Here is a 14,371-nt window from a genome sequence, read left to right on the forward strand (position 1 = left end):
GCTCACCGCTATGAAACCCAGTTACCGCACCCCCGCCTCCCTACGCCCGGACTCCGAGACCCGGGATGCGCGCCGGTTGTCTGGCCTCGACGGCCTGCGCGGCATCGCCGTCAGCATCGTGCTCGTCTTCCACTTCTTCCCGGGGATCCTCCCCGGCGGCTTCGTCGGCGTCGACGTGTTCTTCGTGATCAGCGGGTTCCTGATCACCGGTCTCCTCGCGGACGAGTACGCCCGGTCGGGCCGGATCTCCCTGCGTCGCTTCTGGGGGCGCCGGGTGCGCCGGCTCGTGCCGCCGCTCGTGCCGCTCGTGCTGCTCTGCTGCACGGCGGCCTGGCTGCTCGGCGGCGATGTGCTCGTCGGCCTCGGCTGGCAGGTGCTTGGCGCAGTGACGTTCGGCTACAACTGGGCGTCGATCGCCGGCTGGGCGAGCTATTTCTCCGCGACGAGCCCCGAGCTGTTCCGCAACCTCTGGTCGCTCGCCGTCGAGGAGCAGTTCTACCTGGTCTGGCCGTTCGTACTGCTCGCCCTGATGCTCGTGCGTTCCGCCCGGTTCCGGCTCGCGCTCGTGTGCACCCTCGCCGTCGGCTCCGTGGTGTGGATGGGGTTCCTGTTCCAGCCGGGCGCCGATCCGACCAGGGTCTACTACGGCTCGGACACGCACAGCTTCGGGCTCTTCGCCGGTGCCGCGCTCGCTCTCCTGCTGCGCCGCCCCACCGGCCTGGGCGCGGCGAACCCCGGCGGCACCGTCGCCCGCGCCGGCTCGGCCGCCTTCACCCGGTTCGCGGCCCGGCTCCCCTCTCCCGGCCGACTGCGCCCCTGGCTCGGCGTCGCCGCACTCGCCGGCATCGGCGCTGCGGCGGGCTGGCTGCCCGCTGAAGGCCCCCTGGCCTACCGGGGCGGCCTCTTCGTCATCAGCGTGCTGTCCGGCATCGTGATCTGGGCCGCCGTGCGCGGCGCCCGGTTCGGCCGGTGGCTCGACACCCCCGTGCTCCGCTGGCTCGGCGAACGGTCCTATGGCATCTACCTCTGGCACTGGCCCGTCTTCGTGCTCGCCGGCGTGGCCTGGCCGGCCGCGGGCGTCGGAGTGGAACTGCTCGTCGCCGCCGTTGCCGTACTCGTGGCGGCTGCCTCGTACCGGTGGCTCGAGCAGCCGGTGCGGCGCAAGGGCCTGCGCGGCAGCATCCGCTCGCTCTCGGGTTTCGCGACAGAGTCGTGGTCGCGGCTCTGGGTCGTCGGCGTCGCCGCGATGCTCGGGCTGGTCCTCGTCGGCGGCACGACGGCCGCCGTCGTCGTCGCCCCCACCGAGACGAGTGCGCAGGCCCAGATCACCCGCGGCCGCCAGCTGCTCGATGCCGCCCAGGCCGACCGGAAGCGCGAGGAGGCCGAGCGCGGGAGCGACCCGACCGCGGCGCCGACGCCGGTCGCCCCGGGCGACCTGATCACGGCCGTCGGTGATTCCGTCATGCTCGCCTCCGCTCCGGAACTCGAAGACCGGTTCCCGGGGATCCTGATCGACGCCGCGGTGTCCCGGGGGATGCGCGCGGCTCCCGACATCCTCGCCGCCCAGGCCAGTGCGGGAACGCTCCGCCCGGTCATCGTCGTCGGGCTCGGCACCAACGGGCCGATCACCACGGACGAACTGGTCGCGATCGAGGCCGTGATCGGCCCCGACCGGAAGCTCGTGCTCGTGACGGCGTTCGCCGACCGGGACTGGACAGCAGGCGTGAACGAGGCGCTCGCCGGTTTCGCGACCCACCACCGCCTCGTAGGGATCGCCGGCTGGCACGACGCGATCGCGCCGCACACCGACGTCCTGGCGGGGGACAACATCCACCCCGGGCCCACCGGTGGGCGGATCTACGCCGACTGCATCGCCGCGGCACTGGATGTGCTCGCCCCCCAGCATCCGTTGCACGGCCGGGACCCCTACCGAATCGGCCCGGACCCCGTCCTCCTCCGTCCCGTGGCATAACTCCGGGGAGACACGAAAGAAGGGCCCGACCGAAGTCGGGCCCTTCCTGGGTGAAGCGGGTGAAGCGTGGGTTACTTGGCTTCCTCGACGGGAGCCTCGACAACGACCTCGTCCTCGGCCGGGGCGTCGACGACGGCCTCGGTCTCGGCGGGGGCCTCGACGACGACGGGTGCGACTACAGCAGCTGCAGCGGCGGTCGTCTTCGCGGACTTGACCTTCGGCGTGACGGGCTCGAGAACGAGTTCCATCTGGACCATCGAGGCGTTGTCGCCCTTACGGAAGCCGAGCTTCGTGATGCGGGTGTAGCCGCCCTCGCGCAAGGCGACCTGGGGTGCGATCTCGGTGAAGAGCTCGTGCACGACGGTCTTGTCGCCGATGGTGGCCAGAACGCGACGACGGGCGTGCAGGTCGCCCTTCTTCGCGAACGTGATCAGTCGCTCGGCGACCGGACGAAGGCGCTTGGCCCGCGTTTCGGTCGTCTTGATCGACTTGTGGGTGAACAGCGAGGCGGCAAGGTTGGCGAGCATGAGGCGCTCGTGTGCCGGGCCGCCACCGAGGCGTGCTCCCTTAGTGGGCGTGGGCATTAGTAATCTCCAGTATCAAAAGTCAAAAGTCAGTCGGGAGACTGCTTTTAGATGGTTTCTTCGTCGTAGCCGCTGTAGAAGTGGGCGCCGTCGAATCCGGGCACCGAGTCCTTCAGTGACAGGCCAAGCTCGACGAGCTTGTCCTTGACCTCATCCACCGACTTCTGTCCGAAGTTGCGGATGTTCATCAGCTGGGTCTCCGAGAGGGCGACCAGTTCGCTGACGTTGTTGATGCCTTCACGCTTGAGGCAGTTGTACGAACGAACCGACAGATCGAGGTCTTCGATCGGGATCGACAGTTCGGTCGACAGCACGGCGTCGACCGGCGCGGGGCCGATTTCGATGCCCTCTGCCGCGGTGTTCAGCTCGCGGGCCAGACCGAACAGCTCGGTCAGGGTGCGACCGGCGGATGCGATGGCGTCGCGAGGCGAAATCGCCGACTTGGTCTCCACGTCGACGACGAGGCGGTCGAAGTCGGTACGTTCACCGGCACGGGTTGCCTCGACGCGGTAGGTCACCTTGAGCACGGGCGAGTAGATCGAGTCGACCGGAATCTGGCCGGCCTCGGAGTACTCGTTGCGGTTCTGGGTGGCCGACACGTAGCCGCGGCCACGCTCGATGGTCAGTTCGAGTTCGAACTTCGCCTTGTCGTTCAGGGTGGCGATGACCAGTTCGGGGTTGTGCACCTCGACGCCGGCCGGAGCCGAAATGTCGGCGGCGGTGACCTGGCCGGCACCCTGCTTGCGCAGGTACGCCGTGATCGGCTCGTCGTGCTCGCTCGAGATGACGAGTCCCTTGATGTTCAGGATGATCTCGGTGACGTCTTCCTTGACACCGGGGACCGTGCTGAACTCGTGCAGCACGCCGTCGATGCGGATGCTGGTGACAGCGGCTCCGGGGATCGAGGAGAGCAGGGTGCGGCGCATGGAGTTGCCGAGGGTGTAACCGAAGCCAGGCTCGAGCGGCTCAATGATGAACCGGGACCGGAACTCCGAGATGTTCTCCTCGGTGAGCGTGGGGCGCTGTGCGATAAGCACTATTGATTCCTTTCGGCAAAGTGTCCGCTATATGACACTTGCGAGGCGAGGTGTTGAGTGTGAAAGAAAAGAGAATCGCGCGGGGCCTGGGTCGCTCCGTGAGGAGCGAACCAGGCCCGGCGATCCGCGTCGGCCGGGCCCGTCACACGGACGGACCCGGCCAGTGCGGGTGCTTAGACGCGGCGACGCTTCGGCGGACGGCATCCGTTGTGAGCCTGGGGCGTGACGTCGTTGATCGAGCCAACCTCGAGGCCGGCGGCCTGAAGGGAGCGGATCGCGGTTTCGCGGCCTGAGCCGGGTCCCTTGACGAACACGTCGACCTTCTTCATACCGTGCTCCTGCGCCTGGCGGGCAGCCGATTCGGCGGCCAGCTGTGCGGCGAACGGGGTCGACTTGCGCGAACCCTTGAAGCCAACTCCACCTGAGGACGCCCAGCTGATGACCGCACCGGTGGTGTCAGTGATCGAGACGATGGTGTTGTTGAACGTGCTCTTGATGTGGGCCTGGCCCACGGCGACGTTCTTCTTTTCTTTCTTACGCGGCTTCCGAACGGCCGACTTGGGTGCTGCCATGAATTTCTCCTGAATCCTAAAGGCGAGACGGGCCAGGCCGAGGCCTAGCGCGCCTTCTTCTTGCCGGCTACGGTGCGCTTCGGGCCCTTACGGGTGCGAGCGTTGGTCTTGGTGCGCTGGCCGCGGACGGGCAGGCCCTTGCGGTGGCGGATTCCCTCGTAGCTACCGATCTCGACCTTGCGGCGGATGTCGGCGGCAACCTCACGGCGGAGGTCACCCTCAACCTTGAAGGTTCCTTCGATGTAGTCACGGAGGGCGACGAGCTGGTCGTCGGTCAGGTCCTTGACTCGGATGTTTCCATCGATTTCAGTGTCGGCGAGGGTCTTGAGTGCCCTCGTGCGGCCAACACCAAAGATGTAAGTCAGTGCAACTTCCACGCGCTTATCGCGGGGAATATCAACGCCGGCTAGACGTGCCATTATGGCTTCTCCTGTATATGAGTGGAGGTCTGTAGCAGTGCCCGTTCATCGGCCTCCAACCGATGGTGTCCCCCCTTGCGAGGTTCTTGGCACTGCTATTTTCTGTATTCAGTTGAATCGTTCACCAGGGTGAGCCTGTCGGATGACAAACTCACACCGGCTAACCCTGACGCTGCTTGTGACGCGGGTTCTCGCAGATGACCATCACGTTGCCGTTACGGCGGATGACCTTGCACTTGTCACAGATCTTTTTGACGCTGGGCTTGACCTTCATGGTGTGTCCTTGTATTCGCTGTCTTCGTACCCGCGGAATGCCGCGGGCCGTTACTTACAGCAACTTCTTACTTGTAGCGGTAGACGATCCGGCCGCGAGTCAGATCGTAAGGGCTCAGCTCCACGATCACGCGGTCCTCGGGGAGGATGCGGATGTAGTGCTGACGCATCTTGCCCGAAATGTGGGCAAGAACTTTGTGGCCGTTCGTCAACTCAACGCGAAACATCGCGTTGGGAAGAGCTTCGACTACTGCGCCCTCGATTTCGATGACACCGTCTTTTTTGGCCATAACTCACTATCACTAGGTATTGATTGCTGGTCGTGCGGGGATGTGGTGCTCTAGACACGCCGCAGGCGACGGCATCAGACACCAAGGATTTACTCTATGGTATGAAGTTGCCTTTTGGCAATTCTTCCCTATAATCCTTGGCAAATACTGCTGCCGCCGCCCGTTTCAGTGCGGAATCGTCCAGTTTTCTGCGTGTGAAGCCGATGGTGCTCTTTTGAGCGTTGGCGACCTAGAGCGTGCGCTGCACGCCCGCGACGACGGTGACCACGTCCGAGAACAGCGGATGCGTCGCGTCCAGGCCGCAGACCTCCGTCACGAAGGCCTCCGCGTCGAGAACGCGAAGCTTCGACTGCAGTTCGACGCTCTGCTCGTCGTCCGGCACGTCGAAGCGGAGGGCTGCGCCGACCGCCTCGAGCAGTGCCGTCGGGCGGCTGCCGCGTTCGGCGATCTCCGCGGCCGGGCCGATGAACCTCTCATGCCGGCTGAGCTTGCGGAGCGGCTGGCGTCCGACGCGCTGCACGGTGTCGGGAAGTGCCGGGTTCTTGAACCGAACCAGGATCTTCTCGCGGTAGGCGCGCTGGGCGGCCTCGTCGAGGCCGTGCTTGGCCACCAGGAGGGCACTGGTCTCCTCCAGGACGCGCCGGGCGCCGTCAAGCACCTCGGGCACCAGGAGGGCGTCCGAGATCTTCGTGACGCCGGCGACGGAGCCGAGGTAGGCGACCGTGGCGTGACCCGTGTTGACCGTGAACAGCTTGCGCTCGATGTAGGGCGCGAGGTTGTCGACGAAGGTCGCGCCGGGGATCACGGGCACGGCGCCGTTGAAGGCGCCGCGCTCGATGACCCACTCGTAGAAGGCCTCGACGGTGACGTCGATGCCGCTGCCCTCCGCTTGTCCGGGAACGATCCGGTCAACGGCTGTATTGGCGAAGGCGACGCGTGCATTGATGGCCGCACGGTCTCCCTCCGCCACGTTGAGCCAGACCTGCTCCGCGAGCACGTCGGTCGCGTTGATCGCGTTCTCGCACGCCATCACGGCGAGCGGGGGCAGCGACGCGTCGCGGGCTGCGAGGCCCGCGGCGATGACCGGTGCCACGAAGCGCAGGACGGTCGGGCCGACGGCGGTCGTCACGATGTCGGCCGTCGCGATCTCCTGGATCAGGGCGGCCTCGTCGGTCGCGCTGTTGATGGCGCGGAAGTTGTCGACCACGCGAGTGGTCGACTCCTCCCCCGCCTCATGCACCGAGTAGGTCGTCGCGGCCTTGAGGGCGTCGATCAGGGAAGCATTCACATCGGCGAAGACCACCTCGTATCCGGCGTCGTGAAGCAGGAGGCCGACGAATCCGCGACCGATATTGCCTGCACCGAAGTGAATTGCTTTCATTCTGCGTTGACCTCCTCGAGGAGAGCGTAAATCTCTCCTGCATTTCCTGCATCGATCAGTTTCTGTACTTCGTCCTCGTCCGAGAAGACGATGGCGATCTTCGAGAGGATCGCGAGGTGCTCGTTGTTGAGCCCCGCGATCCCGACTGCGAACCGGACCGGGTTGCCGTCCCAGTCGATGGGTGTGTCATAGCGGACGAGGGAGAGCGCCGAATGAAGGATCGACTCCTTCGCCTCGTTCGTGCCGTGCGGGATGGCGAGGAAGTTGCCCATGTAGGTCGACACGCTCGCCTCCCTGTCGAACATCGAATCGACGTACGCCTGGGTCACTGCACCCGCGGCGACCAGCAACGCGCCGGCCTCCGTGATGGCGTCGTTCTTCGTGGTGGCCGTTCCCGCGGCCACCACGTTGCCGGGCTCGAGGATCTGATCGGTCACAGTGTGGCCTCTGTGTCCGCCTTGCTCTGCAGCAATTCAACGACCTCGTCGTACTTCGGGCTGTTCATGAAGTTCGACACCGAAACGTGCACGGATGCCGGCGACTTCTGCTGGGCCCTCGCGGTGAGGTCCTGGTGGGTGATGACCAGGTCGGCGGTGCCGTCGAGGTTCGCGATGGCCTGGTTGGTCACCGTGATGCCTTCGATACCGGCCTTCTTGATCTTGTTCCGCAGGACGGACGCGCCCATGGCGCTCGAACCCATGCCGGCGTCGCAGGCGAAGACGATGTTCTTCAGCTGGTGGCCAGCGGCGGCCGCGGTGGCGGCATCCGTGGTTCCGGCGGCGGCGAGGTTGCCGAGGACGCTGGAGGACTTGCCCTTGAGCGCTTCGGTCTTCGCGACGGCCTCGGTGAGGTCGTTGTCGAGCCCTGCGGCGATGTCGCGCTTGCGGCTGGCACGGAGGATGACGGAGGCGATCAGGAACGACACGGCTGCGGAGCCGATGACCGAGAGGACGACGCCGACGTAGCTGTCCGGTGCGGTCTGGAGAAGCACGGCGAAGATGCTGCCGGGCGAGGCGGGGGCGCGGAGGCCGGTGTGGAACGCGACGTTGATCGCAACGCCGGTCATGCCGCCGCCGATGGTGGCGAGGATGAGGATCGGCTTCATCAGGACGTAGGGGAAGTAGATCTCGTGGATACCACCGAGGAACTGGATGATGATCGCGCCGGGTGCACTGGCCTTGGCAAGTCCGACACCGAAGAACGAGAACGCGAGGAGCAGTCCGAGGCCGGGGCCGGGGTTCGCCTCGATCAGGAAGAGGAGCGACTTGCCGGATTCGGCAACCTGCTGCACGCCGATCGGGGTGAACACGCCGTGGTTGATGGCGTTGTTCAGGAACAGCACCTTGCCGGGCTCGACGAGGATGCTCGCGAGCGGCAGCAGGTTGTTGGAGACGAGCCAGTTGACTCCGCCCTCCAGCATGGTGCTGAAGCCGGTCACGACCGGGGCGATTCCGAAGAACGCGCCCAGGGCGAGGATGGCGCCGAGGATACCCGAGGAGAAGTTGTCAACGAGCATCTCGAAGCCGGGGCGGATCTTGCCCGCCCACAGGCCGTCGAGCTTCTTGAGCAGCCATGCGGAAAGCGGGCCGACGATCATCGCACCGATGAACATCGGGATCGCGCTGCCGACGATGACACCCATCGTGGCGATCGACGCGATGACGCCGCCGCGGACACCGTAGACCATGCGGCCACCGGTGTTGGCGATCAGGAGCGGGAGTAGGTACAAGATCATCGGGTCGACCATCTTGGCGACGGTCTCGTTCGGGGTCCAGCCGGTCGGGATGAAGAACGCGGTGATGAGGCCCCACGCGATAAACGCCGCGATGTTGGGCATGATCATGCCGCTGAGGAAGGTGCCGAAGCGCTGCACGTGGACGCGCGCGCCGCCTCCGCTCTTCGTGTCAGTTGACGTCGTCGTCATTTCTCTGCCTTTCGTTGTGTGTTCGGGTTGTGATTGCGGGTGAGTGGTGAAACGACTCGCACGGACTAGTCCGTGGGAGAGAAGGTGGCGGCCAGGTGCGTCGCCGCGGCGCGAGCGGATGCCGCGCCGTCTGCCGCGAGGGCGACCGCGGCGAGTTGCCGGGCCTCCTCCGCGCTGAACCGGGCGAGTTCCGCCCGGACGTCGGAAAGTGCCGCTGAGGACATGGACAGGCTGGTGGCCCCCAGTCCGACGAGCACGACGGCGAGCAGGGGGTCCGCCGCCGCCTCTCCGCACACCCCGACCGGCTTGCCGAGATCGCGGCCGGCGGCCCCCACCTCAGCAATCAGGCGCAGGACCGCGGGGTGCCACGGGTTCTGGTAACCCGCCACGGAACCGAGGAGACGGTCGGCGGCGAGGGTGTACTGGGTGAGGTCGTTGGTGCCGATCGACGCGAAGTCCGCGTGCTGCAGGATCCGGTCGGCCAGGAGCGCGGCGGAGGGGATCTCCACCATGACGCCGGCCGTCTTGAGCCCGAGCTTGTGGGCGAGCTCCACGAAGTAGGTGGTCTCCTCGACCGTTGCGACCATGGGCGCCATCACCCAGACGTCGGCGTCGGTCGCGGCATCCGCTTCGGCGAGCGCGGTCAGCTGTTCGCGGAGGATGTCCTCTGAGGCGCGCAGGGCGCGGAGGCCGCGGAGGCCGAGTGCGGGGTTCTCCTCCTCGGCGTCGTTGAGGAAGGCGAGCGGCTTGTCGCTGCCGGCGTCGAGGGCGCGCACGACGACCTTCTTGCCGGGGAACGCGTGCAGCAGGCGTGCGTACTGCTCCGCCTGCTCGAGGATCGTCGGCGCGTTGTGGGAATGGAGGAACAGGAACTCGGTGCGGAACAGGCCGACGCCTTCCGCGCCCAGCGCGACGGCCTGGGCGGCGCCGTCGGCGGAGCCGAGGTTCGCGAGGAGCGGGATCGGTGTGCCGTCGCGGAGCCGGCCGGGGCCGGTCGGGGCCTGGGCGCGCAGGGCGCGGGCACGGATGCGGGCTTCGGCCGTTTCGACCTCGGCCTCGGTCGGAGACACGGTCACGGTGCCGGAGGCGGCGTCGACGATCACGAGGGTGCCGTCGGCGAGGTCGGTTGCCCCGGTGGCGCCGACGATCGCGACGATCGCCTTGTCGCGGGCGAGGATCGCGGTGTGCGACGTCGGGCCTCCGTCGCTCGTGACGAGGCCGAGCACGCGGGTGAGGTCGAGCAGGGCGGTGTCCGCGGGAGCGAGGTCGTGGGCGATCAGGATGAACGGTTCTTCCTGCTCGGGCACGCCGGGGGCGGCACGGCCGCCCAGCTGGGCGATGACCCGCTGGGACACGTCGTCGAGGTCGGCGGCGCGTTCGGCGAGGTAGCCGCCGAGCTCGGTGAGCTGGTCGCGGAACGTGGAGAAGGCCTCGAACACGGCGCGCTCCGCGGTCTTGCCGGTCGCGAGCCGTTCGGTGAGGTCGTCGACGAGGGTCGGGTCCTCGGCCATCATGGCCTGGGCTTCGAGGACTTCCTGGGCGGCTCCGCCTGCGCGTTCGGCGCGGGCCTCGAGGTCGACGGCGACGAAACGCTGGGCGGACGCGGCGCGGGCGCCCTCGTCCTCCGGGGTGAGTGCGCTGGGGGTGTCCGTGGGCTCAGGGAGCGGTTCGGGCATCCGCAGGACGCGGCCGATGGCGACGCCCTGGCCGATGCCGGTGCCGGTCAGGTCGACGCCTGCCGTGGCGGATGCCGGTGCGAGGCTCATACCGCGACCCGCGTCTCTGCGGGAGCGGCGTCCGCGGCCGGCAGGTCGTGGTCTGCGGCGAGCAGGGCGACGAGGGTGTCGAGGGCGGCACCGGCCTCGTCGTCGATGGTCGCGAGCGTGACCTCGTCCCCGTTGGCGAGGCCGAGGGAGATGACGGCGAGGATGCTGGCGGCGTTGACGGCCTTGCCGCCCGCCTTTTCGATCGTGATCTTGACGCCGGAGTCGGCTGCCGCCTTGGTGAAGAGTTTTGCGGGGCGCGCGTGCAGGCCGTTTGCCGAGCCGATTCGAACCTGTCGTTCAATCATCGGTGGGTTTCCTTCCGGTGGAGAGTGGAGTGCTGTACTGGGTCAGGCCGCGGCTGCGAGCGCCGCGTCGAGTGCTTCTGATCCGTCACGGGCGGTGAAGATCGTGTCGGGCAGGAGCGCGCAGCCCACGCCGTGTTCGGCCGCCTGCGCCCGGATCTCGGGGAAGCGTCCGGCCAGGTGCGGGCCGACGAGCAGTGCGTCGATGCCGTCGAGGGCGTCGGGGAGCTCGGTTTCACTCGCCGCCGCGACCGTGGCGGTCAGGCCGCGCTCGGAAATGGTCCGGCGCATCCGCAGCGCCACGAAGGTACTGGACGCGCCCGCACCACAGATCACAAGAATCCTCATTGACTCGGCCTTTCGGTGTATCGACTGAATTCAGTTTCGTCGTGTTGCCGTGCGCCGGCCAGTAGAGCTGTTTCCGCACCCCCGGAAACACGGCGCGGGAATACGGTTCGGGAATACCGGAGGGGTGCGACGTGATTGACTAGTGACGACAATGTGGAGTTTTGTGCGATGAGCGACAAACAAACGCGGATGCTGGAGTATCTGTCGCAGACGCCGGTCTGGGTGACCGCCGGTGAACTCGCGGACCACCTCGGGGTCACGCCTCGGACCGTGCGCAGTTACGTGACCAACGTGAAGGCGGCGGCGCATCCGCTCGATGTGATCGAATCGGGGACGGCCGGGTACCGGCTGGACCTCGAGGCGTACGCCGCGTTCCGGTCGAGCCACAAGCCGGCCGACCCGGATTCCAAGCAGAACCGGCTCTACGCCCTCGTCCGGCGGCTCACCGAGTCCGACAACGGTCTCGACGTGTACAGCCTCGCCGCGGAACTGTTCGTGAGCGATTCAACGATCGAAGCCGATCTGGCCCGGGTGCGGTCGCTGCTGCCGGAGACCGGGCTCACCCTCGGGCGGCGCGGTAGCGTCGTCACCCTGGCCGGCTCGGAGACCGACCGACGCCGGCTGCTCAGCAGGATGTTCCGCGAGGAGACCGACCGCGGAATGCTCAACCTCGAGACGATCCAGCGCGAGTTCGCGTCGAAGAGCCTCAGCGCGTTCAAGACCGACCTGATCGCCATGCTCGACGCCCAGGGGTACTTCGTGAACGAGTACGGCACCAACGACGTGTTGCTGCACGTGGCGATCGCCGTCGACCGCGTCACGAAACGCGCGGCCCCGCTGCCCGCGGAGCCGCAGGCCACTCCCCCGGACGAGATGACACAGGCCCTCGCCGTGCTGATCAAACGGCACTTCGACGTCGAGCTTGCGATCGGGGACCTCGACTACATCGGGCTCCTCCTCACCACCCGCGTGATCACGCCCGGGCACGACCAGCCCGCTACGAAGCTGATCGAGAACTTCGTGCGTCCGGAAGACCTCGACACGGTCCGGCAGATCGTCACGCGGGCGAGCGAGGAATTCCTCGTCGACCTCACCGAGGAGACGTTCATCGTGCGGCTCACCCTGCACGTGCGCAACCTGATCAACCGCGCCCAGGACCGGTCGTTCGCCCACAACCCCCTCACCCGGTCGATCAAGACGAGTTACCCGATGATCTACGAGCTCGCGGTGTACATCGCGAGCCAGCTGCAGCGCCAGGAGCGGATCGTGATCAACGACGACGAGATCGCGTACATCGCGATGCATGTCGGCGCGCACCTGCAGCAGCAGTCCCGCCGGGTCGACCTGGTCAGCTGTGCGATCGTCTGCCCCAACTACTACGACATGCACGTCCTGCTGCGTGAGCGCATCGAACGGGTCCTCGGCGACGAGCTCGAGGTCGTCTCGGTCGTCACGCGCAGCGACGTGGACTGGAACGGCCTCGAGGCCGACCTTGTGCTCACGACGATCGACCCCGGCCGCATCGGCGACGGGATCATCGTGATCCAGCCGTTCCTGACCGAGACCGACATCGAGCGGATCCGGAAGGCCGCGAGCCGGGTGCGCAGGCTGCGCAGGCGCGCGCACCTCAAGGACGACCTGCTCCAGTTCTTCGACGCCTCGCTGTTCTCACACAACTTCTACGCGAGCGATGAGGACGCCATGATCCGCGCGCTCGGCGAGCGGATGGCCGAGCAGGGCATCATCGAACCGGAGTACATCGACGGCGCGATCGAGCGCGAACTGATGAGTTCGACGGCGTTCACCGACAACCTCGCCGTGCCGCACTCGATGTCGATGACCGCGAACCGCACGTCGATCGCGATCGTGATCAACGACACCCCGATGGACTGGGGAGAGGCCCGGGTCAACGTCGTCGCGCTCGTCGCGTTCAGCGCCGCGGGTCGCAAGAGCTTCCAGGATGTCTTCGACCAGTTCGTCGAGGTCTTCTCAGACCGCAACGATGTTCAGCGCCTGGTCCGCAGGTCTGTCGACTTCGCATCCTTCATCGACGAACTCGTGCACCTGATGGACCAGTAGCCGGGCGACCGAGCTCAGGCGGTCAGTTCCGCCCAGTCGCGCGACTTGTAGGCGTAGATGGCGAGGTCGAGTGCCTCGTCGCCGTCCTGGGACGCGAACACGGTGTCGGGAAGCAGCGCGACGCCGACGCCCCGCTTGATCGCCTGGGCGCGGATCTTCGCGTAACGCGGCGCGAGGTACGGGCCGACGAGCAAGACGTCGATCGGGTCGAGTGACCCGGGAAGATCGGATTCGCTGCCGGCGTGAACCGTCAGTTCGAGGCCCCTGGCCTCACCGGTACGGCGCACGCGATGTGCGACGAAGGCGCTGGACGCTCCGGCACCGCAAACTACGAGAATCCTCATTGACCTGCTCATTCCTTCAGCGGGCTCTGCCCACTTCCATCCTCCCGCTATTCGGGGACTTTGGCTAGCGGATGCCGCGTCCCGGCGCGCCGCAGCCCACCGTTCCCCACCGCGAGAGTACGAATTTGGCCCTTAAACTCGCGGTTTAAGGGCCAAATTCGTACTCTCGCGGGACAGACGCGCGCGGGACGGGCGCGCGGTGAGGGCAGCAGAGCGCCGAGGGGCGGGGGTTAGGGGATGGGAACGGGGGTCACGCCGAGGGGGGCGAGCTGCGCGGCTCCGCCGTCTTCTGCGGTGAGCACCCAGATGCCGTCCTTGTGCACGGCGACGCTGTGCTCCCAGTGCGCGGCCGCGAGGCCGTCGCTCGTCGCGACGGTCCACTCGTCGTCGCGGACGAAGGTGTCGATCGAGCCGAGCACGACCATCGGCTCGATGGCGACGACGAGACCGGGCTTGACCTCCGGGCCCTTCTGGCGTACCCGGTAGTTGAACACGGGAGGGGCCTCGTGCATGGACCGGCCGATGCCGTGGCCGACGTAGTCCGTGAGGATGCCGTAGCTGCCCTGGGACTCGACGTAGTCCTCGATGGCGTCGCCGACCTCGTTGAGGTAGCGCGCCTCGGCGAGGCGGGCGATGCCGTGCCAGAGGGACTGTTCGGTGACGTCCGAGAGCTTCTGCCGTTCGGCGACGATCTCGGGCCGGGTCGGGTCCGGGATCACGTAGCTGAACGCGGCGTCGCCGTTCCAGCCGTCGAGGATCGCGCCGCTGTCGATCGACACGATGTCGCCGGCGCCGAGGACACGGGCACCGGGGATGCCGTGTACGACGTCCTCGTTCACGCTCGCGCAGACCGTGTGGAAGTAGCCGTGCTCGAGCTTGAAGTTCGGCAGGCCGCCGCGGGCCACGATCGCAGCCTCAGCGGCCGCGTCGAGCTCGAGGGTCGTGACACCCGGACGCATCAACGCGCGGGCAGCGTCGAGTGACGCGGCGGTCGCGAGGCCCGGTGCGATCATCAGCCGCAACTGTGCCGGCGACTTGTAGATGGATCGACGAAGGCTCATTGCCTGGTTCCCCGCAAAC

Annotated in this window: 16 protein-coding genes; 2 read left to right on the forward strand and 14 right to left on the reverse strand. The window is 67.0% G+C overall.

Annotation, left to right across the window (positions count from 1 at the left end; all coding sequences use genetic code 11):
- Positions 1-10: 10 nt before the first annotated feature.
- Complete coding sequence (locus tag E3O44_RS07815) at positions 11-1,972, forward strand: acyltransferase family protein (protein ID WP_134534143.1); 1,962 nt, start codon at positions 11-13, stop codon at positions 1,970-1,972.
- Positions 1,973-2,043: 71 nt separating this feature from the next.
- On the opposite strand, the gene rplQ is transcribed toward E3O44_RS07815, so the two are convergent.
- From rplQ to E3O44_RS07875, 12 genes are all read right to left on the reverse strand, one after another.
- Positions 2,044-2,556: a 50S ribosomal protein L17 gene (gene rplQ / locus E3O44_RS07820; RefSeq protein ID WP_134534145.1), complete on the reverse strand. Its 513-nt coding sequence runs from the start codon at positions 2,554-2,556 to the stop codon at positions 2,044-2,046.
- Between the two features lie 47 nt (positions 2,557-2,603).
- Entirely contained in the window at positions 2,604-3,593 is a 990-nt protein-coding gene (locus E3O44_RS07825; RefSeq protein WP_134449911.1) for a DNA-directed RNA polymerase subunit alpha, read from the reverse strand.
- A gap of 173 nt (positions 3,594-3,766) precedes the next feature.
- Positions 3,767-4,165, reverse strand: a complete 399-nt coding sequence (gene rpsK / locus E3O44_RS07830; protein ID WP_022883249.1) for a 30S ribosomal protein S11 — start codon at positions 4,163-4,165, stop codon at positions 3,767-3,769.
- A 44-nt stretch (positions 4,166-4,209) separates the two neighbouring features.
- Positions 4,210-4,584: a 30S ribosomal protein S13 gene (rpsM, locus tag E3O44_RS07835; protein WP_134534147.1), complete on the reverse strand. Its 375-nt coding sequence runs from the start codon at positions 4,582-4,584 to the stop codon at positions 4,210-4,212.
- 160 nt (positions 4,585-4,744) lie between these two features.
- Positions 4,745-4,858: a 50S ribosomal protein L36 gene (gene rpmJ / locus E3O44_RS07840; protein WP_035834639.1), complete on the reverse strand. Its 114-nt coding sequence runs from the start codon at positions 4,856-4,858 to the stop codon at positions 4,745-4,747.
- 67 nt (positions 4,859-4,925) lie between these two features.
- On the reverse strand, positions 4,926-5,147 hold the full coding sequence (infA, locus tag E3O44_RS07845; protein WP_022883252.1) for a translation initiation factor IF-1: 222 nt from the start codon (positions 5,145-5,147) through the stop codon (positions 4,926-4,928).
- A 229-nt stretch (positions 5,148-5,376) separates the two neighbouring features.
- Entirely contained in the window at positions 5,377-6,528 is a 1,152-nt protein-coding gene (locus E3O44_RS07850) for a mannitol-1-phosphate 5-dehydrogenase (protein WP_134534148.1), read from the reverse strand.
- Positions 6,525-6,965 carry a PTS mannitol transporter subunit IIA gene (locus E3O44_RS07855; protein WP_134534150.1) on the reverse strand — a complete coding sequence of 147 codons (441 nt, stop codon included), beginning with the start codon at positions 6,963-6,965 and terminating at the stop codon, positions 6,525-6,527. The genes E3O44_RS07850 and E3O44_RS07855 overlap by 4 nt, the downstream gene beginning before the upstream one ends.
- Positions 6,962-8,452, reverse strand: coding sequence for a PTS mannitol transporter subunit IIBC (locus E3O44_RS07860; protein WP_134534152.1), 1,491 nt, complete (start codon positions 8,450-8,452; stop codon positions 6,962-6,964). The genes E3O44_RS07855 and E3O44_RS07860 overlap by 4 nt, the downstream gene beginning before the upstream one ends.
- A 65-nt stretch (positions 8,453-8,517) precedes the next feature.
- Positions 8,518-10,218: a phosphoenolpyruvate--protein phosphotransferase gene (gene ptsP, locus E3O44_RS07865; RefSeq protein ID WP_134534154.1), complete on the reverse strand. Its 1,701-nt coding sequence runs from the start codon at positions 10,216-10,218 to the stop codon at positions 8,518-8,520.
- Complete coding sequence (locus E3O44_RS07870; RefSeq protein ID WP_134534156.1) at positions 10,215-10,523, reverse strand: HPr family phosphocarrier protein; 309 nt, start codon at positions 10,521-10,523, stop codon at positions 10,215-10,217. The genes ptsP and E3O44_RS07870 overlap by 4 nt, the downstream gene beginning before the upstream one ends.
- 42 nt (positions 10,524-10,565) lie before the next feature.
- Positions 10,566-10,868 (reverse strand): PTS sugar transporter subunit IIB, encoded by a 303-nt coding sequence (locus E3O44_RS07875; protein WP_134534158.1) that lies wholly within the window; start codon positions 10,866-10,868, stop codon positions 10,566-10,568.
- Between the two features lie 168 nt (positions 10,869-11,036).
- On the opposite strand from E3O44_RS07875, the gene E3O44_RS07880 reads away from it, so the two are divergent.
- Positions 11,037-12,947 carry a BglG family transcription antiterminator gene (locus tag E3O44_RS07880; protein WP_134534160.1) on the forward strand — a complete coding sequence of 637 codons (1,911 nt, stop codon included), beginning with the start codon at positions 11,037-11,039 and terminating at the stop codon, positions 12,945-12,947.
- 14 nt (positions 12,948-12,961) lie between these two features.
- On the opposite strand, the gene E3O44_RS07885 is transcribed toward E3O44_RS07880, so the two are convergent.
- Entirely contained in the window at positions 12,962-13,291 is a 330-nt protein-coding gene (locus E3O44_RS07885; RefSeq protein ID WP_134534161.1) for a PTS sugar transporter subunit IIB, read from the reverse strand.
- 230 nt (positions 13,292-13,521) lie between these two features.
- On the reverse strand, positions 13,522-14,352 hold the full coding sequence (gene map, locus E3O44_RS07890) for a type I methionyl aminopeptidase (RefSeq protein WP_134534163.1): 831 nt from the start codon (positions 14,350-14,352) through the stop codon (positions 13,522-13,524).
- Positions 14,353-14,371 lie beyond the last annotated feature (19 nt).

Origin of the sequence: Cryobacterium algoricola (genome assembly GCF_004402485.1) — a bacterium.
Classification (GTDB): Bacteria; Actinomycetota; Actinomycetes; order Actinomycetales; family Microbacteriaceae; genus Cryobacterium; species Cryobacterium algoricola.

Excerpts from the sequence above, each read along its gene's own strand:
- E3O44_RS07815 (WP_134534143.1), top strand. The coding sequence starts at position 11 with ATGAAACCCAGTTACCGCACCCCCGCCTCCCTACGCCCGGACTCCGAG.
- rplQ (WP_134534145.1), bottom strand. The coding sequence starts at position 2,556 with ATGCCCACGCCCACTAAGGGAGCACGCCTCGGTGGCGGCCCGGCACAC.
- rpsK (WP_022883249.1), bottom strand. The coding sequence starts at position 4,165 with ATGGCAGCACCCAAGTCGGCCGTTCGGAAGCCGCGTAAGAAAGAAAAG.
- rpsM (WP_134534147.1), bottom strand. The coding sequence starts at position 4,584 with ATGGCACGTCTAGCCGGCGTTGATATTCCCCGCGATAAGCGCGTGGAA.
- rpmJ (WP_035834639.1), bottom strand. The coding sequence starts at position 4,858 with ATGAAGGTCAAGCCCAGCGTCAAAAAGATCTGTGACAAGTGCAAGGTC.
- infA (WP_022883252.1), bottom strand. The coding sequence starts at position 5,147 with ATGGCCAAAAAAGACGGTGTCATCGAAATCGAGGGCGCAGTAGTCGAA.
- E3O44_RS07850 (WP_134534148.1), bottom strand. The coding sequence starts at position 6,528 with ATGAAAGCAATTCACTTCGGTGCAGGCAATATCGGTCGCGGATTCGTC.
- E3O44_RS07860 (WP_134534152.1), bottom strand. The coding sequence starts at position 8,452 with ATGACGACGACGTCAACTGACACGAAGAGCGGAGGCGGCGCGCGCGTC.
- ptsP (WP_134534154.1), bottom strand. The coding sequence starts at position 10,218 with ATGAGCCTCGCACCGGCATCCGCCACGGCAGGCGTCGACCTGACCGGC.
- E3O44_RS07870 (WP_134534156.1), bottom strand. The coding sequence starts at position 10,523 with ATGATTGAACGACAGGTTCGAATCGGCTCGGCAAACGGCCTGCACGCG.
- E3O44_RS07875 (WP_134534158.1), bottom strand. The coding sequence starts at position 10,868 with ATGAGGATTCTTGTGATCTGTGGTGCGGGCGCGTCCAGTACCTTCGTG.
- E3O44_RS07880 (WP_134534160.1), top strand. The coding sequence starts at position 11,037 with ATGAGCGACAAACAAACGCGGATGCTGGAGTATCTGTCGCAGACGCCG.
- E3O44_RS07885 (WP_134534161.1), bottom strand. The coding sequence starts at position 13,291 with ATGAGGATTCTCGTAGTTTGCGGTGCCGGAGCGTCCAGCGCCTTCGTC.
- map (WP_134534163.1), bottom strand. The coding sequence starts at position 14,352 with ATGAGCCTTCGTCGATCCATCTACAAGTCGCCGGCACAGTTGCGGCTG.